Raw genomic sequence first — 25,050 nt, 5'->3', positions numbered from 1 at the left:
TCCTCAATTTGGGGAAGGATTATTATCTTGCTCCCTCAATTGCACCCTTCGTGTTGTGCTTTCTTGCTCCCTGTTGGGCCTTACAGGTCTGACGATGTGCAGCCACCTTTCTGGAATTACTCGTAGTTATGGCAGTTGGCGCGTCACTGGGTGCCTGGTGATGTGTTGGGGAATCTATAACGTCGGCATTGGCGCCGGAGCACTGCTGGGGATTTTGGTCGGCGGCCTGTTCGGATTGGTGGTGGTCGGCATGCTGGCGGCGCTGGCGCTGTTGTTCTACTGCGTGACCCTCTATCGGTTCGTCCGGCCTGGCGCGTCTGCTTGAATAAAGTCTACAAATGCCCGAAGCGGGGAGGGCAGGTAGCGGCGTCCGGGATAATAAAGAAATGGCCCGGTAAAACGCTGCCACCAAGGTTCGAGCACTGGCTCAAGTGCGCCGCTGTCCAGGTAAGGTTGCAGCCAGTCCTCGAACAGATAAACAATCCCCAAGCCATCGATGGCGGCCTGTACCGCCAAATCGACCGCGCCGCCAATCCTGACGATCAAAGGCCCGGTAGGGTCGATGCGGATAATTTCGCCGTCACGTTCATATTCCCAAAGCGGCATGGCGCCGCTGGGAAACCTGCCGCGCAGGCAAGCGTGTTCGAGCAAGTCCTGTGGATGCTCGGGGCGACCTCTGGCGTTCAGGTAGGACGGAGCTGCCGCAGTGGCGAAGCGCTGAAATCGTGGGCCGATGGGGACGGCGATCATGTCCTGCTCGAGGCGATCATCGTAGCGAATACCCGCGTCGCAACCCGCCGCGAGCATGTCGACGAAGCTTTCATCGGCGACCACCTCCAGGCGAATATCCGGATAGGTTTGCAAAAAAGGCGTGATGATCGCCGGCAACGTCAGGCGTGCCGCGCTGATGGGGACGTTAAGCCTCAAGGTGCCGGAGGGGCGGCCGCGGAAGTCGTTGACCACATCCAGCGCGGACTCAACCTCGCCAAGCGCCGGCACGATACGCTCCATCAAACGCGCCCCTGCCTCGGTCGGCACCACGCTGCGGGTCGTTCGATTGAGCAGACGTACGCTCAGACGCGCTTCAATGCGCCGCACTGCATCGCTTAGGCTTGAAGCCGATTTTCCACTGGCCCGAGAGCCCTCGCGAAATCCGCCAGCGTTTACGACGGCCACGAAGGCCAACAAATCCTGAATATCCGTTGCCATTGTTCGCTTATCCGTACGGCCTGTGCAGATTCCACCAGATTATCAGCGCAGTCGTCAATGCCTATAGTGAGCCTTCACACATTGAAGGCGTAGATGACATGAGCCATGCAAGCCAAGCAGGTACTTTTGCACTGGGCGCCCGGACCATAAACCGGATGGGCTACGGTGCGATGCAGTTAGCCGGCCCGGGCGTGTTCGGACCTGTCAAAGACCCACAGGAAGCGGTTACCGTTCTGCGGACAGCGGTAGCAGCGGGGGTGAATCACATTGATACCTCGGACTTTTACGGCCCGCATGTCACCAACAAACTGATTCGAGAAGCCTTGCACCCGTATGCCGATGACTTGGTGATCGTGACCAAAGTCGGCGCTCAGCGGGGCAGTGATGGCTCTTGGAACCCGGCGCAAACACCGGCCGAACTGGTCCGCGCGGTGCACGACAATCTTCGAAATCTAGGGCTCGATGTGATGGAGGTGGTGAATTATCGCGCCTGGGGAAACATGCACTCGCCGGGCGACGAGTCCATCGAAGAACAATTCACGGCGCTGGCAGAGCTGCAGCGTCAGGGCCTCATCCGGCACCTTGGGGTCAGCAATGTGACCCCGACGCAAGTGCAGCAGGCGCAGGGAATTGCCGAGATTGTCTGCGTGCAGAATCACTACAACCTGTCCCATCGGGATGACGAGTCACTGATCGCTGAATTGGGCGCGCAGGGCATCGCCTACGTGCCGTTCTTCCCGCTGGGCGGCTTCACACCGCTGCAGTCACAAGCGCTGACTGATGTAGCGACTCGCCTGGAGACTTCACCCATTCAGGTCGCACTGGCGTGGTTGCTGCAGCGTGCGCCCAATATATTGCTGATCCCCGGCACGTCCTCGGTCGCGCACTTACAGGAAAATCTGGCGGCGAGCGAGTTGGTTATCGCGCCGCAGCTGTTGGCAGAACTGGATAAATTGGCGTAGGCGAAATGGCGCGAGCTGATTGACGGGATCCGCGACGGCGTGATCCCGCTTTTCAGGGCTTAGGATAAGGTGATCATCAGTGGTTGACTGGACGATGCTACCTGACCATCCAACTGATTTTCAGCGGTAAAGACTGTCTGCCACAACCTTGGCCTGCTGAATCGCGGCGGCACTGGCGCTGCGATCAACGTCCTGGCCCAAGAAGGTTTTCTTCATAACCAACGCATGGCGCATCGCTCATGCAAACAAAACCCTGCCAGGCCTCGACATAGGGATTCTGAAAGTCGAAGCGCGCTGGCGGCGTGTTAGATTGCGCCGAATAAGGTTTTCTATAACTCAGCCTCATGCATACGTTTAGCGGCCGCAGGAAATAGTGCGAGTGCGTTACGTCCGACTTGCTCGACCTGCTCCGGCGACAGTCCGGAATGATCCATCAGCGCCTGCAGATTGGCTAGAGCAGTACCTTCACGGGTGCACGGCACGCCGCAATCGGAGCCGTAGACGATGTGCTCGCAGCCGGTCATCGCCATTGCAGGCGCGATGGTATGCACCGAGCCGGTCATTGCTGTGTCGACATACAAGGCGCCCAGTTGCTTGCGCATTTCTGACTGGCTAATATTTTGTGGGTTTGGCACCCAGGGTTCGGTGCCCAGCAGCAGTAATCGACCCGACAACGCTGGCAAGGCGGCACCGCAGTGGGCAAGCACCAACTTGAAGTCGGGATGGCGGCGAAATACTCCGCGATACAACATATCTACCACGGTGCGCGTGGTTTCGAATGCCACTTCGATCACCGGGCTCGGGCGTCCGAAGGAGCCCGGCGCGTAGGCATTAGGATGGGCGAAGACCGGTGCGCGACGTCGATTCAGTTCGGCCCATACTGGCTCCAGGCTTGGGTCGCTGAGATAGACGCCGTTGTAGCAGAACGTCACCGCAAAACCATCAGCATCTAACTCGTCGGCACCACGGCGAATTTCCTCCAACGCCTGCTGTGGATCGTCAGTTGGGAGGGCAACCAGCAAGCCGAACCTTGTTGGGTACTGCTTCACAAGACGTGCACCGTAATCGTTGGAGGCGCGCAGCGCTTCTAGCGAGGCAGGGATATTGCTAAGCATCTGCATAGCGATACCGGCCCGGTTCATATAGGCAAGTGCAGCCTGCGGTGACCAGTCGTCAGGCTTGGTCCCGACCCAGTCAGCTTTCTGCATTGCAGCCCAACGTGCATCGCTCTGTTCTGCAGTCATGGGGGGAGTAAAGTGCGCGTGAACGTCGATCCATTGATTGACTTGCATAATTAACTCCGGAAGTGTTGGCGGTCCCCCATGCTAGAATTTGGCTGCCCGTTAAACAATAATGACTTGCGGCCAACGTTGCCGACTCTAGGCCAATGCCTACAGAGTTTATTCGCTAATAGGTTTGGCGACTTTTCCAGTGTCGTTTGGCGTTGTCCAATTTCCTTCCGACACTTATTTTCTCTGCAGCGCGCGATCTGAGGCATGATGCTGTAAGCAGTTACGGTACAGCTCCGATGCTGGTCTGGATGGTGGAGAAAAAAGACATCGAGCCGCATGTGCGGGTCTGGGGCAAAACCGAGCGCTAGCACGACAGTTTTCGATCGGGGATTTCCGCTGGAACGAGGAGGCTGAGGGATACCGCTGACCATCCGAAAGCGCATAGCGGACCTATTGGCGAGTCCTCAAAAACGAGCGTTCGCACCTCAACCAAAGCCAACTCCATCATCTGAAAGCTAAGTTCTATCCATACACTTCGATTCGCAAGATCCCTCGCAACGTCCATGAGGCCGCTCGTGATGAGGCTCAACGCATCGCAGCGACGTTGGAGTAAATGCGTTCTCGCCAAGGACGTAAGACGGTCGAAATGTTTTTCGCACCCTCAAGCGCATCCTGAAACTGGATCGCTTGCGACTAAGTGGGATGCGCGTTGCGGCTGATAATTTCACGCTGGCCGCCGAGAAACTGTGATTCTACGTGTAACGCGCCCCGACGTTGAAGAGATGAGCGGGTACATATATCCGTTAGCACTACGCCAGTAAGAACGACCTGTTTTTTTTGCAATCATTCGCACAACGATCCCTCTCGCGAATACCTTGCAGGTGGAAGCCCCGTATATCTGGTAAATGCAACACTGAATGCGCTCGCTGAACTGTAACCGACCCGTTGGGCGATCTCGGTAATACTGTCGTCCTGACGACGCAGCAGGTTCTTGGCCAACGCCATACGCCACGAGAACAGGTACGCTATTGGAGCCATGCCTAACGCCTGGGTAAAGCGTTCGAAGAAAGTCGAGCGCGAGAGGGCAGCTTCCTTGGCGAGTTGCGCCACAGTCCAGGGTCGGTTGGGATGTTCGTGTATCAGGCGTATTGCCACTGCCAAGCGTTCGTCGCCGAGTCCGCGCAGGAGGCCAGGCGATGCGGCAGTGTTCGTGGTTGAGCGCAGGGCTTCGATGAACAATACCTCCAACAGATGCGCCAGAATCACATTCCGCGCTGGACGTTGTGCGCGCGCTTCCTCGGCTACCAGCTCTACCAGCGTCGCCAGTCGTCGCTCACCGCGAACGATCACCAGCTGCGGTAGCAGCGATACCAGCAAGGCCGCATCCGGCGAACCGAATGTGCAATGGCCCACCAGAAATTGAACATCGACCTTGTCGCCGGGTGTGCCAACACGAATATCCCTTGGGCGTACTTCAACAGGCGGGGTATCGACGTCCTCGTCTGCCATCGGCTCAAGGCTCGTCATGGTGAAATCATAGGCGGCCGGTATTAGCACAAAGTCGCTGGCCTGCAAGGTAATCGGTAGCTGTCTTGCCACTGACAGCCGGCACCCGCCTTCGAGAATTGCGCAGTAGAAGGGTTGGCCGAACTCCGTGCGGCGCACACGCCAAGCTCCGGCGCCACTGACAATCTTGGAAAAAGAGGCGCCCGGTTGCAGCAGAGTGACTACCTCTGCGAGCGGATCGAACATCTTGGACTCCTGCGAAAGATTGGCGGACCGTCAATGATATTAAGTCCAGACACGAGAGCCTATCGTTACAGTCCTGTCAATCACCGAATGGAAACTAAACCATGAAAACTGTTCTGATTACTGGCTGCTCTTCCGGCTTCGGTCTGGCCACCGCCCAGTATTTTCTCGCGCGAAACTGGAAGGTTGTCGCGACTATGCGCACGCCCAATGTGCAGATTATTGGAGCGTCCGAGCACCTTCGTGTGCTCGCTCTAGACGTGACCGACCCGGACAGTATCCAACAAGCTGTAGGGGCCGCAGGGCCAATTGATGTGCTGGTCAACAACGCCGGGATTGGTTTGCTGGGCGCCCTCGAGGGCAGCTCGATGCAAGCGATCCGTAGCATCTTTGAAACTAATACCTTTGGCACCATGGCGATGATTCAGGCGGTGCTGCCGCAATTCCGGCAGCGTAAAGGCGGGGTTATCGTAAACGTAACCTCAAGCGTAACGATAAGGTCATTGCCGCTGCTAAGCGTATACACCGCGAGCAAGGCAGCGGTGAATGCGTTCACTGAGTCACTGGCACTGGAGCTTGAGCCGTTCAATGTTCGGGTTAGTCTGGTGCTACCGGGCCGCGCACCCGAGACCGACTTCGGTAAAAATGCGCAGCCTCGAATACAAGGCAGCATTCCAGAGGCTTACACCGATCTTGCGCAGCGCGTCTTTACCGAGTGGTCGCAATCAACCTTAGTCACTGAAACTCAAGACGTAACTGAAGCGGTTTGGCGTGCCGCAAATGACTTGGGTTCACCTATACGCATCGTTGCCGGCGCAGATGCCTTAGCGTTGGTGAGTTAGAAGGCGAAACAAGCTTGAATAACCTGGTTGGTGAAGCTTGTCATATTCCCTTCAACGACGCGACGCCAGCATTGAATTTCAGCCATTTGAAAATTACCACCGCGAAAAGAGGGATGCTCTTACAACTGCGTGTCTAGACGCGACCGTTGGCATCCATCTACCGATCATTATTTTTCCCATGGGCATGGACGCTCGTACGACAGACTTCAATGCGCTCCTGGAAGCTCAGGATATCGACATAATCGATATTTGCACCCCGCCTCATGTGCACCGTGATCTGATTGAAAAAGGGTTGGCGTCGGTACTTCATGTCATCTGCGAAAAACCTCTGATGGGTTCACTCGCTGATATTGATGCGATCGCTGTGGCTGAGCAAAAATCCAAAAGCCAACTCTTTCCAATTTTCCAGTACCGCTTTGGGCATGGTCTGCAGAAGCTCAAACATCTTCAGGCAAAAGGGTTTGCCCACACGCCGTTTGTTGCCACTATCGAAACATCCTGGCGTCGCAATGCTGACTACTATGCCGTTGACTGGCGAGGCAAATGGGCAACAGAACTGGGTGGGGTGCTGTCTGACGCACGCGCTTCACGTATACGACATGTTGACCTATGTGAACGGTTCCATTAAGTCGGTTTTTGCTCATCTGGCGACACGCGTTAATCCTATTGAAGTTGAGGATTGCGCCCATATCCATTGCCATGCAAAACGGCTCTGTGGCAAATCTATCGGTGCCATTGGGAGCAGCCGAAGAGCTCTCGCGGCTGCGCTTCGTATTTTCTGACATGACCGTAGAAAGCCGCAGCACTCATCCTTACAAACCTGGCGAAGATTTTTGGTACTTCAAAGGAAAATCCTCCGAGATCGATCAAGCGATTGCGACAGCATTGGAAGATTTCATACCAGGGGAGGAGTGGTTCGCGGGCGAGTTCGCACTGGTATATGCTTCGCTCACAAAAAACCGGCCGACACCTGTGACGCTTGATGTTGCACGCCAGTCATTGGAACTCATCACTGCCATCTACCATTCTGCTGAGACAGGCACGGTAGTAACGCTCCCTATCTTATCGAGCCATCCAAAATATCTGGATTTGATGCCTTCAAGCAAAGCGTTCTAGTAGTTGTCCGCAGCGCTCTAATCTCTTTTTATAAGAGTTATGAGCGCTGCGGAACAACATGCAAAGCTATTGTGTATGCACTTTTGTTGGCGCCTTTGAGGTCGGCTATTTTTGTCCTGGCTACCTGATCGACTTAAAGTCGTGAGACCTGTGAAGGCGATTAAGGCAGTACCGAGCTACCAGACGATCATCAGGGCCGCGGCGATCATTACAGTTGGGTAGGTCCAGGCCCGCAGAGATAACAAAGTCATTCCTCAACCATCTATCCTGAAACTCAACCTTTGCGGGTTGAAGGAATCGGATCGAGAGTTGACGGATATGCCTCCTGGCACAATGAAATTATGCAATTCCTTAGGCAGCGATGTACCGGGTCAGCGTCCATACGGGGATGCCACATCGCCGATATCTGGAAGCGTGGGAGCCGCACGGGGAGCTCAAAGCTGATTAGCTCCAAAGACGAGCCATCCAAACGAGCGCTATCCAGGCAGGAGCGTGGCACGACGGCGATAAGTTCTGATCGGCAGGCGATCCGAATTGCATCAGGGTAGCCCGGCACCACCACGGTTATCTTGCGCCTTAGGCCGCTGGACTCAAGTTTATTATTGAGCGGCTCGATTGCGCTTCCCTCTTGCAACGCTACAACATGATTGAATGCGGCGAAGTGCTCAGCCGTAACATGTTTGCTTGCCAGGATCGGATGTCCAACTCGAACAACTCCCACATAAGCGTCATGAAACAGGAATCGGGTACGAATCTCCGGTGCAGACGTTCCAAGCAAACCGATATCCAGATCTACCATTCCTTCACGCAGCGATTGTGCGTCTTTTTGGGGGCGAGCTTCGAATCTCAGGCACATGCGTGGTGCTAGTTGGGCGACCGCCGTTACCAGCGGGCCAGAAAGCCACGCCATGAATGACTGGCTGGCACGTATGGTGAACGTACCTTCGACAGAGGCTATGTCAACGTTACTGATCTGCGGTCGCAGAATGACCCGAGCATTACGGGTCAATTCGTGAACCTGATCACGCAGCTCCATAGCGCGAGGCGTAGGAACGAGTCCTCGTCCGGCGCGCACAAGCAGAGGGTCGCCAGTCACCGCGCGCAATCGCGTAAGCGTCCGACTCATGGCCGAGGTACTGAGACTCAATCGCTGTGCAGCACGGGTTACGCTGCATTCGGCCAGCAACATATCAAGGGCCAGGAGAAGATTCAGATCAATGTCGCTCATAGAAATCCCGCTGAGATAGACATGCCAGATAAGGCCTCCGATGCAACTATATTGTGATTTTCTTGCGTCTACCGCTTTTTGTAACACCCCCCTATAGTCAAGTTGACCGCAACGAATGAAGGAAACATGAATCATGTCTACAAATGCACTCACCATCACGCCCAAGTCACTGCTCATTATCGGAGCGTCACGCGGTATCGGTCATGCTATGGCCGCAGAGTTTTTGAAGAGGGGATGGAACGTCATGGGTACGGTCCGAGGCAGTGCCAAAACGCAACTGCATGACTTGGCCGACGAACACAAAGGCCGTGTCGAGATCGAGTCTCTGGACATCACCCAACTCGACGAAATCGAAGCGCTAAGGGGACGCCTTGCCGCAAGAAGCTTCGATATGCTCTTCGTCAATGCGGGCACTGCCAATCACAACCAGGACGAAACTATTGCAGAAGTGGCAACGGACGATTTTGTTCGAGTAATGATCACCAATGCGCTTAGTCCAATGCGTGTGATTGAAGGCTTGCAATTCCTTGTGCCTGCAAGCGGGCTGATCGGCATCATGTCGTCGGGACAAGGTAGCGTGAGTAGCAACGAGAAGGGCGGCCACGAAGTTTATCGCGGTAGCAAGGCAGCACTGAACATGTACATGCGCAGCTATGCTGCACGGAACGCCGAAGATCCTCGTACCTTAGTGTTAATGGCACCAGGCTGGATACGTACAGCACTCGGAGGGCCAACTGCTCCATTCAGCCTGGAGGAAACAGTCCCGACAATCGTCAGTACGCTGCTTTTGCAGCAAGGCAAGCAAGGCCTGCGGTATGTCGACCGAGAAGGTAAAACCGTCCCATGGTGATCACTTATCAGAGCGCCTCGCACTCGCGTCTTAAGCAGCGCAAGCGCATGTCTGCCAAGAGGCAAATTCAATGAAGCTGATTGGAATAGAAGAACACTTCCTGACTGTCGAAATACGCGATGCCTGGCATTCACTCCAGTTAGAGGCCCTCGATCCGAGCGTGGCATTTCATTCGGGGGCAATCGAGGGGCGCCTCTTGGATTTAGCTGAAAAGCGCCTCGTGCTGATGGACGAAACCGGTCTGGACGTTCAAGTTCTGTCGCTGACTACGCCTGGGCTACATGATTTCGGCGCTGAGAGCGTCACGCTTGCCCGGCGTGCAAATGATCTATTGGCCGAAGCCGTCGCACGAAATCCAACGCGGTTTCAGGCATTGGCTACGCTCCCGGTCGCTATGCCGGAGGAAGCGGCGGAGGAGTTGGATCGGTGTGTCAGGACGCTGGGTTTCAAGGGTACGATGCTTTGTGGCAGGGTAGGGGCTCGCAACCTTGACCATCCAGACCTGATGCCTATCTTTGACTGCGCGCATACACTGAGGGTGCCGATCCTGCTTCATCCTCGCGTCCCGGCGGTGGCCGTCAGAGACGCTTACTATTCGGGGTTTAAACCTCAAGTCAATGCTGCCTTTGCGACTTATGGGCTGGGTTGGCACTATGATGCCGGCATACAATTTATTAGGCTTGTTCTCTCCGGTTTATTTGATCGACTGCCTGCTCTCCAGGTTATTCTGGGGCACTGGGGTGAGTTGGTGGTGTTCTACGCAGAGCGACTGGCTGCAATGGACAGCGTTTCTGGATTGGCTCACTCGATGTCCACCTACTTGCGTAGAAATTTATACTTGACCGCCAGCGGCATGTTTCTTCCGCATTACTTGGCCCGGGCCCGCGAGGTTGTCGGAGAGGATCGCCTGTTATTTTCAACAGACTTTCCGTATCAGTATCGCCAAGGCGGCGACGCCAAGCGTTTCCTGGAAAATTGCGGACTCACTGACAGCGCAAAGGCACAGTTTGCTCACGGCAACTGGATGAGGCTAACAGGCGATAGCCCTGAGAACAGTGAGTGAGTCGCTACTGGGTTTATAGGAGCAGACATGTAACGAGGTCGCGTTGCGCGATTAAGTAGGCGACCACATCACGGGGGTTAATTGCCAGATCTTACCCGCCCGCTGTGTCGGTAACCGAGTCAGAGCGTCTTTCAGATAAGTATTCGGATCATACCCATTAATGCATGTCGATTGGATCAAGCTGATGCCCGTCGCAAGTTTTAAATCTGCACGTGACAAATAAAAAGCCAATTGGCGGATTGTATGAAATCGAACGTCTAGCGCGGAAGGTGCCGACGTAGCGTGTTGGTGAGATAAATCAAGTGCTGCTGAATCGTTAGATTTCCGCGTATGTCACGCAAGGTGACTTCCGCGGAAGTTTATGTGCCTGATGCATGGAATACATTAGGCATAGAGCTGAAAGATCCTAGCGTCCACTGCCATTCTGACACTATTGAAAAGCACCTTATAAACTTTTCAGAAATGCGCCTCTCGCTAATGGAAGAGACGGGGTGGACTTTGAGGTATTGATTACTAATCACGCGAGTCCTTTATGAACTAGGACCGGAAAGTGAAGATATTAAAAGCAGAATCAATGACACCGTGGCCGGTGCAGTTGCCAGACATCCAGACCGCTTTCAGCGGCTAGCAACATTACCGGTCGCGATGCCTGATTAAGCAGCCCAAGAGCATGACCGATGTTGACATTATGACGCGGGCATACCGTTTCTTCGTCTGGTCTTGACCGGAACATTTGATCGCCTGCCAATCCTTCACGTGATCCAGGGACCCTGGGGATCTGGTTTTACTCTATACAGAGCGCTTCGCCTCGATGGATCGAATCATCAGTCTAGGCGCTGCCTATTGCTACTTACTTGCGTCAGAACCTCTACGTCACAGCGAGTGGTATCTTCATTCCCCACTACGTGAAACGTGCGGACATTACTGTCGGCACTAGTCGCCTGCTTTTCTCCACTGACTGTACTTTTCAGTACAGACGGGCGGCGATGCGCGAAGCGTTTTGGAGAGTGCGGCCTCGACAACGACGCAACTGCAAGCTTTGCTCATGCCAACTGGGCGCGATGGGTCAGTGGATTACCCGTGTGATAGCGTCTGTTAATGATTATGAAAGCCACCTACACATCAGCAACTTGGATATATTAGCCGTACGCTGTGCCGATAGGCGCGTGATAACAATTTTCAACTAAGCATTTAGATCAAAGATCTGCTTTCCCAGTTTGACGAATACGCCTTGCTAGCAGTGCTTCAGGCTTGCGGAAGAAAAGCCAGTGGTGAGGCAGTTTTCAATACGTTTCACAAACTGCGCAGGCGAGGCTCTTGCTGAATGCAATTTACTAAAAAATCCATCACAACTTTCACTGATTGAGAGCGGCGCAGATCCGGATACACCGTCAGCCAGATATCTCGAACAGGTGGTTCGCTCTCCACTAACAAGCGCTGGAGAGAGGAGTCGTTGTCTCCAACGGTAGTTGGTAGTACGACAGCACCAACACCAAACCTGGCGGCCATTTGCTGAGAGGCTAGATCGCTGGCTGAAAATACGACGGGGCGGTGCCTGCGGATCTGGTGAAGCCAATTTTGCTGTGGCAAATGATCTTGGGTTTCATCATACGCTATGAAACTCCATTGCTCTGTGGGGCGCTCGGCGAACTGAACATTTGCATACAAAGCGAATCGCACCACACCTATCTTTCTGCGCACCAGAGCCCCCTCGTCCGGACGTACCGTGCGCAAAGCTATGTCAGCCTCGCCTTTGTCCAGCGCCGCCATCGAGAGCGACGGCAACAGAACAACAGATAATTTCGGATGCTCCTCACGAAGTGCGGCAATACAAGGTGCGATGCAATAGATCGCAATAGATGGAGGTGCGCTGACCTTGACCGTCCCTGCGACCTCTATCGCGGCGACACGAGACAATTGTTTTACCTCGGTGGCGATATTCACCATGGAGCTGGTTAAACGTGCAAGCGCTCGTCCATCCTCGGTCAATGGTCGGCTTCTTGGCAGCCGATCAACAAGGCGCAGACCAAGTGATTTCTCAAGAGCTTCAATACGCCGTCCGACAGTGGCATGTTCGACCTGAAGCTCACGGGCAGCAGCTGAGAGTGATTCTGTGCGAGCTAAAATAGTAAAGAAGTAAAGATCTTGCCAGTCGAACATCGGGTTATTTCCTAACGGAGCCAGGGAATTATTTGGGAGTTCTCGTACCGCCTATAGAGTTTTACCATGGATTCCACCAGACGGGACGGCACAGCGCCAAGTTCCTGAGAAAAAGAGAAATTCCATGGTTAGCTGCGCCAGCCCTTATCTCCGATCTTTTGCCGAAGCCAATGGCACATTGCATCAATACTTTTCACTAGCTGCACTGCCTTCTCAAGGTTTGCCGTCTGTGGATCGATTGCCCGTGGTCATTCGCCTTCTTCTGGAGTCGGCGCTGAGAAATTGCAACGGTATTCAAGTACTGACGTCTCATATCGAGGCGTTGGCGAGATGGCAACCGCAATCTGTTCGAGAGGGCGAAATTCCGTTTGTGGTCAGTCGCGTACTACTTCAGGATTTTACCGGTGTTCCTTTGCTGACCGACTTGGCTGCGATGCGAAGCGAAGCAGTACGCAGAGGCGCAGATCCTAGAGCAATTGAGCCAATGATCCCCGTTCACTTGGTCATTGATCACTCGGTGCAGACAGTATTTTCGGATAGTAAGAACGCTGTCGAAAAAAATCAGCAGCTCGAGGTATTTCAGAATCAAGAGCGCTATGCGTTTTTGAAATGGGGTACCCAAGCGTTCGAAACCTTCAAGGTCGTCCCGCCTGGTAAGGGTATTTGCCATCAGATCAATCTTGAGCACTTGGCCCAAGGCGTTGTGGAAAAAGATGGGGTTATCTTCCCTGAAACTCTGGTGGGCACCGACTCTCACACCACGATGATCAATGGTATTGGCGTTCTCGGCTGGGGAGTGGGTGGCATCGAAGCAGAAGCATCCATGCTTGGTCAGCCGCTTTATCTGCTGATGCCGGATGTGGTGGGTGTGTGTCTAACGGGTTCGTTGTGCCCGGGCATCACTGCGACCGACGTAGTGTTGCATATCACTCAGCTTTTACGTGCGACTGGAGTTGTCGGTAAGCTGGTTGAGTTTTTGGGTGAGGGGGCTGCGTTACTGAGTGCGACTGACCGCGCGACTATCTCCAGCATGGCACCGGAATACGGTGCAACCTGCGCTTACTTTCCTGTTGATAACAATACCCTGAAGTACTATCAGCAAACAGGCCGAACAGAACGGCAAGTTGCATTGATAGGCCAATATTATCGTGAACAGGGGCTGTTCGGATCTCCTCAACCTGGATCAATCGATTATTCGAAGGTGGTCTCAATTGATCTCAGTGCGATACAACCGGGTGTCAGCGGCCCAAGGCGACCGCAAGACTATCTACCGCTCGACATGGTTTCAAAAAGTTTCAAGTCGCTTCTTCTGAAGGATCCCGCTGAGGGCGGATACGGAAAAATCCTTGAGCAACTCTCTGCGCGATGTTCGCTATCGGCTCGTACGCCAATGGTTCCAGTGCACCTTGAGGCTGTTTTAATAGGACACGCCGATTTAATGGTTGCCGCCATTACCTCTTGCACCAATACATCCAACCCACAGCTTTTGATTGCCGCAGGGTTGCTGGCCCGTAATGCGCTGGCCAAAGGGCTCAAGGTCAAGCCTTGGGTAAAGACGCTGTTTACTCCAGGGTCGCGAGTGGTGGCCGAGTACTTAGCCCAGGCGGGTCTTGAACAGCCATTGGCTGAATTGGGCTTCGATATCACAGCCTATGGTTGTGGGGCCTGCGTAGGCAATATTGGCGGGCTAGAGCCTGCAATCGAAGACCTGATAACGGAGCAGGACCTTATCTGCTGTTCTGTGCTTTCAGGCAACCGCAACTTCGATGCTCGTATTCACCCGGCCTTGCGCGCCAACTTCTTAGCCAGCCCGCCATTGGTGGTGGCTTATGCACTCTGCGGGACAATGCTCATCGATCTGACAACTCAACCCTTGGGATATGACAACAGCGGGACACCCGTATTCCTCGCCGACCTCTGGCCCTCTGGTGATGAAATAGAGGCATTGGCGACTCAGTCAATCGATCCAGCTATTTACAGTCGGCTATACGAAAACATATTCGAGGGGAGCTCAGACTGGAACAGTATCAATTCGACTATAGGCCCCGTTTACGATTGGCCTGCGTCTACTTACATCACACAACCTCGGTTCTTCGATGAACCTGCGGCGGCTTTCCAACCCATCCGCGGCGCACGGGCTTTGGCAATATTTGGCGATTCCGTAACCACCGACCACATCAGTCCCGCTGGAGCGATTCGCTTGGAATCGCCGGCTGGCCATTGGCTCGCCGCCCAGGGAGTAGCTCCTAACGAATTCAATACTTACGGATCGCGCCGTGGTCACTCTGAGGTCATGGTGCGGGGCACTTTCGCAAGCGTGCGCCTAAAAAACCTAATGCTGCCGCTGTTGCCTGAAGGCGCAGTTGATGAAGGTCCGTTTACGCTTCACCGACCCTCTGCGCAACGCATGAGCATCTTCAAAGCGTCGCTCAGCTATCTCGCTGAAGGAGTACCACTGCTCATATTTGCGGGTGAAGAATATGGCACTGGATCTAGCCGAGATTGGGCAGCCAAGGGTACGCGACTATTAGGCGTACGTGCGGTCGTTGCCCGGAGCTTCGAACGCATCCACCGCAGCAACCTTATAGGCATGGGCATTTTGCCCTTGCAGTTTGAAGCTGACGACAGCGTGCAGAATTTGCGTCTGGACGGAAGCGAAAGCTTTGACATTTCGCCAACGGAAAACGTTATTAAGCCTGGTCAACGGCTTAAATTGATCATTAGACGCTCCGGCGTTATTTGCATCGAGATATCTTTACTTGCCCGCATCGATAATGCGGTGGAGGCGGCATATTTTCGAGCAGGGGGCATCCTGCCCTTTGTTCTTGATCAACTTATAGACGCACCTGAAAATGAGGTCATCCAGCAATGAAAGCGATTACGATTGAGTGCTACGGCGGCCCTGAAGTCGTACAAATTCGTACTGACGTACCCATGCCCCAGCCGAGCCCCAAGCACATCGTGGTGAAGGTTGCATATGCGGGGATTAACTTCATGGATGTGCATACGCGCCAAGGCAAGTATGCGTCATCAGTCACTTATCCTGTGCGAGCGCCATGCACGCTAGGCATGGAGGGTGCGGGTGAAGTTGTTGCCGTTGGGGAGGGCGTTTATCACCTCGTACCAGGTGATCGAGTCGCATGGTGTATCTCTTGGGGCAGTTATGCCGAATACGCCAGCGTGCCAGCCTCACTGGTTGCGAAAATTCCGGATGCAATTCCTTTCGACATGGCTGCTGCGGCGATTTTTCAAGGTGCGACGGCTCACTATCTTGTCGAAGACATTGCCAAGCTGCAGCCCGGTACTACCTGCCTCATCCACGCAGCCTCCGGCAGCATTGGTCAACTTCTGGTTCAAATGGCCAAGCGGCGAGGTGCAACAGTCTTCGCCACCGGGAGCACCGAGGAGAAGTGTGCTATCGGCATCGAGCGGGGTGCGTCTGAAGCCATGCTGTATGACAACGGTCGCTTTGCTGACCGCATCCGCGAGGCGACTAACGGTAGGGGGGTTGATGTGGTTTTTGATTCAGTCGGGAAAAGCACTTTGCGTGACAGCTTCAGGGCCTGCCGGGCGCGGGGTTTGATCGTCAATTACGGCAACGTATCCGGTTCGATCACAGACCTCGACCCTATCGAACTAGGAGAGGCGGGGTCACTATTTTTGACTCGACCTCGGCTGGCCGATCACATGAGCGATGGTCCAACTGTTCAGCGCCGCGCCGATGCTGTTTTCGCAGCAATTATTGAAGGTTCTTTAAATATCGATATTGAGGGGCGTTATTCAATGGACGACGTGAAAAAAGTGCATGCCCGCATTGAGGCACGTGAGCAAATTGGTAAGTCCGTGATGCGCATAGACAGTTTCAACTGAACTTCGAACACCAGCGTCCATAGACTCTATCGAGCGAGACGCTGGTCTATGGGCGACGTACGCAGTCCATCTTTGAAAATAAAAACAACCGAAGCGAGACTTCTATGTATAGCTCAAAAGGCAAAGCTGTCGTCAAAGTTGTCAGTGGTAACTTCCTGGAAATGTTCGACTTTATGGTGTATGGGTTTTACGCTTCAGCGATCGCCAGGACTTTCTTCCCATCGGATAGCGCCTTCGCATCGCTGATGCTTTCCTTTGCGACTTTTGGTGCCGGATTCCTTATGAGACCGCTGGGCGCGATCATACTCGGCGCGTACATCGACCGTCATGGTCGAAAAAAGGGTCTTGTCATTACATTGGGGTTAATGGCCGCTGGTACTACGATGATTGCTTTTATGCCTGGCTACGAGGAGATCGGTATAGTCGCTCCATTGCTTGTACTTGCGGGTCGATTGTTGCAGGGCTTCTCTGCGGGTGTGGAGCTGGGTGGCGTATCGGTTTATCTCTCCGAAATCGCCACGCCAGGTAAAAAAGGTTTATTTGTAAGTTGGCAGTCAGCGAGCCAGCAAATCGCAGTCGTTGTCGCAGCGCTATTGGGTGTCACTCTGACCACACATTTAAGTGCCGAGCAGATGACCAGTTGGGGGTGGCGTGTTCCGTTTCTGTTTGGCTGCTTGATTGTCCCGGCAATTTTCATCATTCGAAGTACGCTTCAGGAAACCCCTGAGTTTGCTTCCCGAAAAAAACACCCGACACTCTCGGAAATATGGCAGTCCATATTTCATAACTGGCGCCTGATACTTGCTGGTGCGGCAATGGTCGTAATGACCACTGTGTCGTTCTATATGATTACCGCCTATGCACCTACGTTCGCGAAAAACGAGTTAAAGATGTCGGAACTCGACAGTTTTTTGATCGCAATGCTGGTCGGGCTTTCAAATTTTTTCTGGCTGCCTGTAATGGGCGCATTATCAGATCGTGTTGGTCGAAAGCCTCTGCTTGTTGGAGCTACAGTGTTAACTGTGCTCACTGCATATCCCGCATTAATCTGGCTGGTGTCAAATCCTAGTTTCAGTCATTTATTAATTGTCGAGTTGTGGCTCTCCTTTCTTTATGGGTCTTACAACGGAGCAATGGTTGTTGCACTGACTGAAATCATGCCGATCGAAGTCCGTACAACTGGCTTTTCCTTAGCCTATAGTCTTGCTACAGCAACGTTTGGTGGATTCACTCCTGTTGTTTGCACTTACCTGATTCATGTCTTGGGCGACAGTGCGGCGCCAGGTATTTGGTTGACATTGGCGGCGTTGCTGGGTTTGGCAGCAACATTGTTTTTGTTCAGAAGTCATCCCTCAATGGCAGGCAAGCAAACATCGCCACAGCCGACAGGCTTTTGAGGAAAGTGCCGGTGAAATTCCAATAGCGAATGTTATCTGGGTAAAAATAATGACTACTCACCTTAATTCAGCTCATTGCAGAGGCTGTCGGACAACTCTGAATTTTTGTCAAAAATGAGAGGCACCAGATGTTAGGTGTCAGTCTAAATTTGCGTTCAAAAACGGCGGGAGAGATTCCAATGCCCTATTAGTAGTGATCGGCGTTGCTTACAGCCTTGTGTGTAATCGTATGGCAAACACATCTTGGAAGCAGCCGCGACGAGACAAGTGACTAGATCGCATGGTGCTCACTCAAGCGGCTAATCAAAATAGGGGGCCAATACAGTCTCAATCCAAGTCATGAACGCCCGGACGCGTTGGGAAAGGTTACGCCGATGCGCGACTACGAGCCACGCAGCTAGCGGCTCGGGTCGTAGATCGGGCAGAACTTCCACCAGATCGCCACTTTTAATGTGGTGCGCGAGGGCCGAATACCCGGCCTGGATGAGTCCAATACCTGCCAGCCCCGCAGCATGGTAGGTCTGCACGCTATTGACCTGCATCGCGCCTGGCAAAACAAGCGATGCATATCCATCACCCTCCGGGTATTCCCATCCAACAAGTCGGGTACCGAGTGTCGGCGTGTAGTGAACCATCTGGTGACCCTGACTGAGCAAATCGTCGAGTGTGCGCGGTATGCCGTACTTTCCCAGATAGTTGGGGCTCGCTGCGTTCATCATGCGCAACCTGCCAAGTGAGCGGGCAATCAGCGTGTCGTCAATTATCGGCCCGAGACGGATCACGCAATCGAACCCTTCCTGAACGAGATCGACCCGACGATCTGTGCTGGACAGCTCCAACTCCAACTCAGGATTCTCCTTGAGTAATTGTGGCAGAGCGGGAATCACGACGGTCTTCGCCAACTCAGTCGGCATATCTACGCGCAATCTTCCCGTCAGGGGGGTGCCGTTGTTCGCGAACATTGACTGCATGTCCTGAGCTTCGGCCAAAAGGTCACGTGCGCGCGAATAGAAAGCGCGTCCGTCCTCGGTCAGTTGCACGCTGCGCGTCGTCCTGTGCAGGAGGGTGGCGCCCATCTCTCGCTCCAGCCCGCGAATCACCGTCGACACTCGTCCCTTCTGGATCCCTAGGCTTTCAGCCGCACGCGTGAAACTCATCATTTCCGCAACGCGGGAAAAAATTAAAAGTGCTTGGAGATTTGGCATTGTTCACCATATAGATAACAGAGTGTTTCTAATTACATAGTTTATAGCGAATTTTTGAAACTGTAGAGTAACACCCACGTAGTCAATAACTCCACCACATGCAAGAGAGCCCTCATGAACTCACATTCCATGCCCATCCGAACGGTCATCGTTTATCACTCCGGATATGGACACACCACGCGTATGGCGAACGCAGTCGCAGCAGGCGCAGGCACCGGTACTGTATTAGTTGCAATCGACGCTGAGGGCAATATCTCCGAGGAAGCTTGGCAAACCCTCGCTGGCGCAGATGCAATCGTCTTTGGCTCGCCTACCTACATGGGAGGTCCTAGCTGGCAGTTTAAAAAATTCGCGGATGCCTCCTCGGAACCTTGGTTCGAAGGCACATGGCAAAACAAGATTTTTGGCGGTTTCACTAACAGCTCAAGCATCAACGGCGACAAGCTCAACACACTTGAGTATTTCGTCCTGCTTTCTGGGCAGCACGCTGGGATTTGGGTCGGCCTAGATATCAAACCGGCCAACGTCAAGGCATCGAAACGCGATGACCTAAATCGTATGGGCTCCTATATCGCGCCTATGGCGCAAACGCCTGCCGATGCTTCTCCTGAAGAGATGTCACCAGGGGATTTGGATACGGCACGTTTATATGGTGCGCGCGTCGCGGCTATTGCCGGACAGTTCCGATCTGGGAAATCTCAACGCACCTGAAATTCACGCATGCCAACCACGTAGGGCGGTGCGGCGCCGCACTTCATCTAGCGAATCTCGAAGGAGCAGCCATGAAATACAACCGACTTGGCCGTACGGGCCTGTATGTATCCGAACTATGCCTCGGCACGATGACGCTGGGAGGTAATGATGACGCGGGTATGTGGGCTGCAATCGGCGCGGTTGATCAGAGCGACGCCAACCGTTTGATCGCCCACGCTCTGACGCAAGGGATCAATTTCATCGACACCGCCGACATTTATTCTTTCGGCCAATCTGAGCGCATCCTCGGCCAGGCATTGAGAGACATCGGCGTGCCACGCAGCGAGGTAGTGCTGGCTACCAAGACAGCTGGTGTAATGGGCTCGAAACCCAACGATCAAGGGGCGTCGCGCGGTCATATCATGGATTCTGTGCAGCGAAGCCTGGAGCGCCTTCAGGTCGATCATATTGACCTTTACCAGATTCACGCCAGCGATCCCGTGACCCCTATAGAAGAAACGCTGCGGGCCCTGGATGATCTGACGCGCCAAGGTGTAGTCCGCTATGTCGGCGTTTCAAATTGGCACGCAGGCAAGATCGGCAAAGCTCTAGGGCTGAGCGCAGCACTTAATGCCACACGCTTTGAGACGCTCCAGGCCTATTACTCTATTGCCGGACGTGACGTGGAGCGCGAATTGGTGCCGCTCGTTATTGAAGAGGAGATGGGGTTACTTGTCTGGTCGCCTCTCGCAGGTGGATTGCTTTCGGGGAAGTTCGGCCCAGGAGCGTCAACCGAGGAAGATTCGCGGCGCAGTAATTTCGACTTTCCACCGGTTGATCTGAACCAGGCTTGGCCATGCGTCGCAGAAATGCGCGCCATCGGCGATTCACGCGGTATCTCCGTCGCAAGAGTAGCACTCGCTTGGTTACTCGCTAAACCTCATGTCACAAGCGTCATCATCGGCGCTAAAAGGATTGACCAACTCGAAGATAACTTGGGTGCGATCAGTGTCGTTCTTACCGACGAGGAGCTCGCGCGGCTTGAGGCCGTGAGTGCTTTGCCTCCTTACTATCCCGGCTGGATGATTGATCACCAGGATGGCTGCAGGCGCCCTGTACCTTTCACTCCGGTGGCGTCGAAGTAGAGCCTGTGACCACAAATACCTGTGACGCAGGCGGCTGTAATTAACGCCCTGCGTTGAATTGAATATACCCACTGAAAGAGAGACAGACATGCCAAAAGGATACCTGATCGGGCACGTGAGCATTTCGGATGCAACTGCCTACGCCACCTACGCAAAAGCCGCAGGCGATGCAATGCTACCTTTCAATCCCAAAGTCATTGCAGCGGGTCAGTATGAAAATCTCGAAGGTGAATCTCATGAGCGGCATGTGATATTCGAGTTCGACTCGTTTGCCAACGCCAAGTGTTTCTATGAGAGCCCTGAATACCAAGCGGCCAAGGTCCTTCGCGCTGGTGCTGCGACTGGGACATTTGTCTTACTCGAAGGAGCATCTTAACGTACGCCCGAGTCACTTAGGCTAAGCAAGAATGGCACATACTTCTAAGGCAACAACTGATAGATCTCACACGCCCGCAGCGTCGGCGGGCTTGTGAGGACTATCCTTCAAATAGGCGTATTGATTATGCTGGTTTAGCCTTGCAGAAGGGATCAACCTCATGATCGCCATGCAAGTTTCCGCTACGTAGTGAAACCAAAGGCGGAAATCACAAAGGCCTGAAAGAATGGAAAGCAGAACACGGCTCCGATAACGTCGAGTCCTGGCTAACCAAGTGATTTGATTTGAATACAAAAGGGCCCTTTAGATGACGTGACCTGCCGGATACGTTAGGTCTGCATGGCTGCAATATCTGGGGGCTTTTAAAAAAGATTCATCGCGTAGTTAAAAACCAGGCGATTTTCATCAATGTCAGTGCGCCAATTAGAGCGGACGCTCGAGTTCCTCCAGCGCACGTTGAGGTTTTTAAGCTTGCCGCTTTGGATCGTGTAAGCAAGCTCTAGATTGCGTTCCCATGTAGACCCAGACACTCCCGTTGAAAGTGTGGAAACATCAGCGTTGCCTCCATGGGTATATCTAGCCATGGACTGCAGACCCGGAATGCCAAGGCCGGCGAAATCATAGTCGTAGCGCAGCTGCCATGATTTTTCGTCAGCGGCGTCAAAGGTGCTCACAGTCACTTCATTTGCCAGCGGGCTGAGGTTGGCGTACACCCGGGCAAAGCCTTGCTGACCGAACATCGCCTGGTGGCCGACCGACAGTGTGTGCGCGCCATGCTGGGCAGACACCCGTCCGTACAGTGCCCTGTTGTCTACCTCGCCGGCGAGATCGCGGCCGGTTTCCTGGGTGTCGAAATAGCCAAGGTTCCCACCCAACGTCCAACTCCCAAGCGGCTGGCTGTGCCGGAAACTGAAGAAACGTTGGTTGTATATGTCCTCCAGCCCTGCATACCAAAGGCCAACCGCGGTGCGATTGTTATTGAAGCTGTAATCTCCCCCCACATAAGTAAAATGATCGGCGCTGACTGGTCGAAGAGTGAAGGCAATCATAGGTTGCAGGCGCTCATCTCCGGCCTCGTTGCGCAAACTGGTGGTATTGAGTCGCCCAGCCTGTACGGTCAGTCCCTCGATTTCGTTTGTAACAATGCTCGCGCCTTGGTAGGTAGGAGGTAACAGCCGGTTATCACTTAAAAGAAGAACGGGAAGATTAGGCTGCAATTCACCTACCTTCAGTTCTGTTTTCGATACACGCATTTTCAACGCCGCGCCGGCTCGACTGTATTCATCCGCCGCTTGACCATCATGTACGGGCAGCAACCCGGAATTTGACCGGCCGCGACCACTATCGAGCTTAATTCCCCATTGACCAATAGTATCTACGCCGAAACCAACCGTGCCAGGCGTGTATCCAGACTTTAAATTGAGCACGAAGCCTTGTGCCCATTCTTCGGATTTTGACTGAGCGACTTTCGAACCCGAGAAGTCGCGATTGAAGTAAAAGTTACGTGCGCTCAGCGTTCCAGTCGCGTCTTCAATGAAGCCGCTTTCGCTTGCCCGGGCGCAAAAAGGTATTGCCAGGGCTACACACATCACGTGGTAGAGGTTGTACTTCTGATGACTCATAGTAGGGCTCCGTTCTTATTGTTTTTTTTGCAGGCATGACTCTCCCTAAAGCATCACTTACTAGAGTGGTGCTTAAGGGGTAGAGGATTAAGCAGATTGCCCACTAATGAATGGAAAACCGTGGCGTTCAGAGACCGCTAGTAAGCGATCGCTATGATCCCTGAGCAACTATTTGAGCGGTTGGAATGGCACCACGGTGCCGTAATTCAGGCCGAATCCGATGCGAGCGAAACCCTGACGTTCGCACCAGCCTCTGAACACCACGGTATCCCCATCTTCAAGAAAACCTCGCAGTTCACCGTCACCTATATCGACTGGCTCTGCTCCCGATACGGTCAGTTCGATTAGTGCCCCTGCTTCACCCGCAGCCGGGCCCGAGATGGTGCCACTGCCAAGTAGGTCACCACTTTGCAGGTTGCACCCCCCCATGGTGTGGTGAGCAACCATTTGGCCTAATGTCCAATACTGATGACGGAAACTGGTATGTGTCAGCGTACGCGGCTTCCCTCCTTCGTCACGCTGACGAGCACTCTGAATCGACACGTCCAGTTGTATGTCAAACGCCCCGAACTCGGTATTTTCCGGCGCACTGAGATAGCTAAGCGGTTGCGGGCGTTCCGGCGAGCGAGTCCAAGCCGTTCGATAAGGAATAAGTGCTTCGAGTGTGACAATCCACGGCGATAGAGTGGTGGCGAAGTTTTTGGCGAGGAAAGGCCCTAGCGGCTGCATTTCCCACGTTTGAATATCACGCGCTGACCAGTCATTTAGTATGCATAGACCGAAGATATGTTGCTGAGCTGATGCGAGAGGTATGCTGGTTCCACTCGAATTCCCTGTGCCGATCACTGCTCCGATTTCCAGTTCATAGTCCAATCGCTGGCAGGGGCCATAGACCGGTTCAGCATTCGGATTTGGCCGCGACTGGCCCATAGGCCGGAAGATCTTTTGTCCACTAACGCCTATTGACGACACCCGGCCGTGATAGCCGATAGGCAACCAGTCGAAATTAGGGAATACCTCTATCCCAAACTGCCGGCAGCAATTCACTGCGTGATCAAGCGAAGTGTAAAAATCGGTGTAGTCTCCGATTTGTACTGGTACGGTGTGCTCCGCGTCGACCTGAGCAACTAGCGTTTTGCGCACTAATTGTTCATGTGGGCTACCTGTTTCCAGTAACTCAAACAGGCTATGGCGTAATGTTTTCCACGCATCCGGGCCAAGCTCCAATAGTTTGTTTAGCGTTGGAGCGGATGCTGCCAACACCGCATCGGCAGCAAGACCTTTTATGCAATCGGTTTGGTGCAGGGCGGCGAAATCGACGATCTGGTCACCGATACCGATCCCTCCGCGCCAAGCATCGGCAGTGCCTCTTCGGCGAAAAACACAGAGCGGCAGATTCTGTAGTGGAAAGTCGCTTCCTGAGTCGTTTGCTTGCTCAAGCCAACTACGGCGGGTGATGTCGTGAGTGTGGTTCAGTTGCATAGGAATCTCCTTAAGACGAGTTAGAGAGAGTTCATCCCGCAGCATTGAGGGAGTCGTCGAAAATTGCGACGGCGCGCGTCCACCCGGCCGATGCGTTTCGGATTTTGCAAGGGAAGCAGGCGATAAAAAAACCAGATGAAGGCAGTATTTCTAGGTTGTGCAGTTTCTCTAGGTGACAGTAGCCAATGTTGCGGCCAGCTTTATGCCCCTCCCAAATCAGGGATGCATCTTTGGTCTCCGCGAATTTTTTTGCGGTGTGCACAAACGGGGCGTCCCAGCTCCAGCCATCGGTGCCAGTCAGGCGTACACCGCGCTCGAGAAGGTACATCGTGGCGTCAAGACCCATGCCGCAGCCTGACGATACGTAACCTGGCTGCCCGTAACGCATTCCAGCACCGGTGTTGATCACAACAATTTCGAGAGGTTTTAGCTCATGCCCAATGCGCGCAAGTTCCGCCTCGACATCTTCAGATGTGACAACGTAACCGTCATGAAAGGCTGTGAAATCGAGCTTCACAGCAGGTTGGAAGCACCACTCCAGTGGAACTTCGTCGATGGTAATGGCGCGCTCACTTTCGCCCAGCGACTCATTCATGGTGCTGTGAAAATGGAAGGGAGCATCCAGATGAGTGCCGTTATGGGTATTGAGCTGGATATGTTCTATTGCCCAGCCTTCACTGTCTGGCAGATCAGAAGTCTGGAGTCCGGGAAAGAAGCTAGTGACTTGCTTCGCGGTCGTCTTGTGATCCAAGTACTGGATTATTGGCTCATACCCAGGCGGATCGGAGATGACATCGTTTTCTAGGAAGATGGAAAGATCTACAAATCGACGGGCCATTTCTAGACTCC

The 25,050-nt window shown here is 53.7% G+C and carries 22 protein-coding genes and 3 pseudogenes; 15 read left to right on the top strand and 10 right to left on the bottom strand.

Annotated features, from left to right (window positions below):
• Positions 1-160: 160 nt before the first annotated feature.
• Entirely contained in the window at positions 161-325 is a 165-nt protein-coding gene (locus BK665_RS19505; protein WP_185076570.1) for a hypothetical protein, read from the top strand.
• On the opposite strand, the gene BK665_RS19500 is transcribed toward BK665_RS19505, so the two are convergent.
• Complete coding sequence (locus BK665_RS19500; RefSeq protein WP_123408269.1) at positions 292-1,209, bottom strand: LysR family transcriptional regulator; 918 nt, start codon at positions 1,207-1,209, stop codon at positions 292-294. The genes BK665_RS19505 and BK665_RS19500 overlap by 34 nt on opposite strands.
• Positions 1,210-1,307: 98 nt before the next feature.
• Here BK665_RS19500 and BK665_RS19495 point away from each other — a divergent pair, with 98 nt between their 5' ends.
• On the top strand, positions 1,308-2,171 hold the full coding sequence (locus BK665_RS19495; protein WP_123408268.1) for an aldo/keto reductase family oxidoreductase: 864 nt from the start codon (positions 1,308-1,310) through the stop codon (positions 2,169-2,171).
• 329 nt (positions 2,172-2,500) lie between these two features.
• Here BK665_RS19495 and BK665_RS19490 read toward each other — a convergent pair whose 3' ends face one another.
• Positions 2,501-3,463: an amidohydrolase family protein gene (locus BK665_RS19490; RefSeq protein ID WP_123408267.1), complete on the bottom strand. Its 963-nt coding sequence runs from the start codon at positions 3,461-3,463 to the stop codon at positions 2,501-2,503.
• 215 nt (positions 3,464-3,678) lie between these two features.
• On the opposite strand from BK665_RS19490, the pseudogene BK665_RS35385 reads away from it, so the two are divergent.
• Positions 3,679-4,153 (top strand): annotated as a pseudogene (locus BK665_RS35385) (IS5/IS1182 family transposase); the annotation flags it as partial.
• A gap of 93 nt (positions 4,154-4,246) precedes the next feature.
• On the opposite strand, the gene BK665_RS19480 reads toward BK665_RS35385, so the two are convergent.
• Complete coding sequence (locus tag BK665_RS19480; RefSeq protein WP_123408265.1) at positions 4,247-5,155, bottom strand: AraC family transcriptional regulator; 909 nt, start codon at positions 5,153-5,155, stop codon at positions 4,247-4,249.
• 101 nt (positions 5,156-5,256) lie between these two features.
• Between BK665_RS19480 and BK665_RS19475 the strand changes: the two genes are divergently transcribed.
• The 3 genes from BK665_RS19475 to BK665_RS19465 are packed head-to-tail and all read left to right on the top strand — an operon-like array spanning position 5,257 to position 7,110.
• Positions 5,257-5,994, top strand: a complete 738-nt coding sequence (locus tag BK665_RS19475; protein ID WP_123408264.1) for an SDR family oxidoreductase — start codon at positions 5,257-5,259, stop codon at positions 5,992-5,994.
• Positions 5,995-6,031: 37 nt separating this feature from the next.
• Positions 6,032-6,622, top strand: a complete 591-nt coding sequence (locus BK665_RS19470; RefSeq protein ID WP_123408263.1) for a Gfo/Idh/MocA family protein — start codon at positions 6,032-6,034, stop codon at positions 6,620-6,622.
• A 38-nt stretch (positions 6,623-6,660) separates the two neighbouring features.
• On the top strand, positions 6,661-7,110 hold the full coding sequence (locus BK665_RS19465) for a hypothetical protein (protein WP_148053238.1): 450 nt from the start codon (positions 6,661-6,663) through the stop codon (positions 7,108-7,110).
• A gap of 274 nt (positions 7,111-7,384) precedes the next feature.
• Here BK665_RS19465 and BK665_RS19460 read toward each other — a convergent pair whose 3' ends face one another.
• Positions 7,385-8,494, bottom strand: coding sequence for a LysR family transcriptional regulator (locus BK665_RS19460; protein WP_259699638.1), 1,110 nt, complete (start codon positions 8,492-8,494; stop codon positions 7,385-7,387).
• On the opposite strand from BK665_RS19460, the gene BK665_RS19455 reads away from it, so the two are divergent.
• Complete coding sequence (locus BK665_RS19455) at positions 8,472-9,188, top strand: SDR family NAD(P)-dependent oxidoreductase (RefSeq protein WP_123408261.1); 717 nt, start codon at positions 8,472-8,474, stop codon at positions 9,186-9,188. The genes BK665_RS19460 and BK665_RS19455 overlap by 23 nt on opposite strands.
• Positions 9,189-9,258: 70 nt before the next feature.
• Positions 9,259-10,251 (top strand): amidohydrolase family protein, encoded by a 993-nt coding sequence (locus BK665_RS19450; protein WP_123408260.1) that lies wholly within the window; start codon positions 9,259-9,261, stop codon positions 10,249-10,251.
• 51 nt (positions 10,252-10,302) lie between these two features.
• On the opposite strand, the pseudogene BK665_RS34895 reads toward BK665_RS19450, so the two are convergent.
• A pseudogene (locus tag BK665_RS34895) lies at positions 10,303-10,440 on the bottom strand (transposase domain-containing protein); the annotation flags it as partial.
• Positions 10,441-11,544: 1,104 nt separating this feature from the next.
• Entirely contained in the window at positions 11,545-12,411 is an 867-nt protein-coding gene (locus BK665_RS19435; protein ID WP_123408259.1) for a LysR family transcriptional regulator, read from the bottom strand.
• A 124-nt stretch (positions 12,412-12,535) separates the two neighbouring features.
• On the opposite strand from BK665_RS19435, the gene acnA reads away from it, so the two are divergent.
• The 3 genes from acnA to BK665_RS19420 all read left to right on the top strand — a co-directional run bounded on the left by acnA (position 12,536) and on the right by BK665_RS19420 (position 17,678).
• Positions 12,536-15,283: an aconitate hydratase AcnA gene (acnA, locus tag BK665_RS19430; RefSeq protein ID WP_123408258.1), complete on the top strand. Its 2,748-nt coding sequence runs from the start codon at positions 12,536-12,538 to the stop codon at positions 15,281-15,283.
• Positions 15,280-16,281, top strand: a complete 1,002-nt coding sequence (locus BK665_RS19425) for a quinone oxidoreductase family protein (protein WP_123408257.1) — start codon at positions 15,280-15,282, stop codon at positions 16,279-16,281. Before acnA ends, BK665_RS19425 begins: the two co-directional genes overlap by 4 nt.
• 104 nt (positions 16,282-16,385) lie before the next feature.
• Positions 16,386-17,678 carry an MFS transporter gene (locus BK665_RS19420; protein WP_123408256.1) on the top strand — a complete coding sequence of 431 codons (1,293 nt, stop codon included), beginning with the start codon at positions 16,386-16,388 and terminating at the stop codon, positions 17,676-17,678.
• A gap of 299 nt (positions 17,679-17,977) precedes the next feature.
• On the opposite strand, the gene BK665_RS19415 is transcribed toward BK665_RS19420, so the two are convergent.
• The gene (locus BK665_RS19415) at positions 17,978-18,883 is read right to left on the bottom strand and encodes a LysR family transcriptional regulator (protein ID WP_123408255.1); all 906 of its coding nucleotides are present in this window, start codon (positions 18,881-18,883) and stop codon (positions 17,978-17,980) included.
• Positions 18,884-18,997: 114 nt separating this feature from the next.
• Here BK665_RS19415 and BK665_RS19410 point away from each other — a divergent pair, with 114 nt between their 5' ends.
• The 4 genes and pseudogenes from BK665_RS19410 to BK665_RS34630 all read left to right on the top strand — a co-directional run.
• Positions 18,998-19,594: a flavodoxin family protein gene (locus BK665_RS19410; protein ID WP_123408254.1), complete on the top strand. Its 597-nt coding sequence runs from the start codon at positions 18,998-19,000 to the stop codon at positions 19,592-19,594.
• A 71-nt stretch (positions 19,595-19,665) separates the two neighbouring features.
• A complete protein-coding gene (locus BK665_RS19405) occupies positions 19,666-20,721 on the top strand; it encodes an aldo/keto reductase (RefSeq protein WP_123408253.1) in 1,056 nt (351 codons plus the stop codon).
• An 88-nt stretch (positions 20,722-20,809) separates the two neighbouring features.
• The gene (locus BK665_RS19400) at positions 20,810-21,097 is read left to right on the top strand and encodes a DUF1330 domain-containing protein (protein ID WP_123408252.1); all 288 of its coding nucleotides are present in this window, start codon (positions 20,810-20,812) and stop codon (positions 21,095-21,097) included.
• Positions 21,098-21,288: 191 nt separating this feature from the next.
• A pseudogene (locus BK665_RS34630) lies at positions 21,289-21,375 on the top strand (transcriptional regulator); the annotation flags it as partial.
• Between the two features lie 84 nt (positions 21,376-21,459).
• Here the strand turns inward: BK665_RS34630 and BK665_RS19390 are convergent.
• From BK665_RS19390 to BK665_RS19380, 3 genes are all read right to left on the bottom strand, one after another.
• Positions 21,460-22,719: an OprD family porin gene (locus BK665_RS19390; protein WP_123408251.1), complete on the bottom strand. Its 1,260-nt coding sequence runs from the start codon at positions 22,717-22,719 to the stop codon at positions 21,460-21,462.
• A 168-nt stretch (positions 22,720-22,887) separates the two neighbouring features.
• Positions 22,888-24,201 (bottom strand): fumarylacetoacetase, encoded by a 1,314-nt coding sequence (gene fahA, locus BK665_RS19385; protein ID WP_123408250.1) that lies wholly within the window; start codon positions 24,199-24,201, stop codon positions 22,888-22,890.
• Between the two features lie 31 nt (positions 24,202-24,232).
• Positions 24,233-25,039, bottom strand: coding sequence for a cyclase family protein (locus tag BK665_RS19380; protein WP_123408248.1), 807 nt, complete (start codon positions 25,037-25,039; stop codon positions 24,233-24,235).
• Positions 25,040-25,050: the final 11 nt, after the last annotated feature.

It is taken from the genome of Pseudomonas frederiksbergensis (assembly GCF_003732665.1).
Taxonomy (GTDB): domain Bacteria; phylum Pseudomonadota; class Gammaproteobacteria; order Pseudomonadales; family Pseudomonadaceae; genus Aquipseudomonas; species Aquipseudomonas frederiksbergensis_G.
This window is presented reverse-complemented; position numbering and strand designations above follow the sequence as displayed.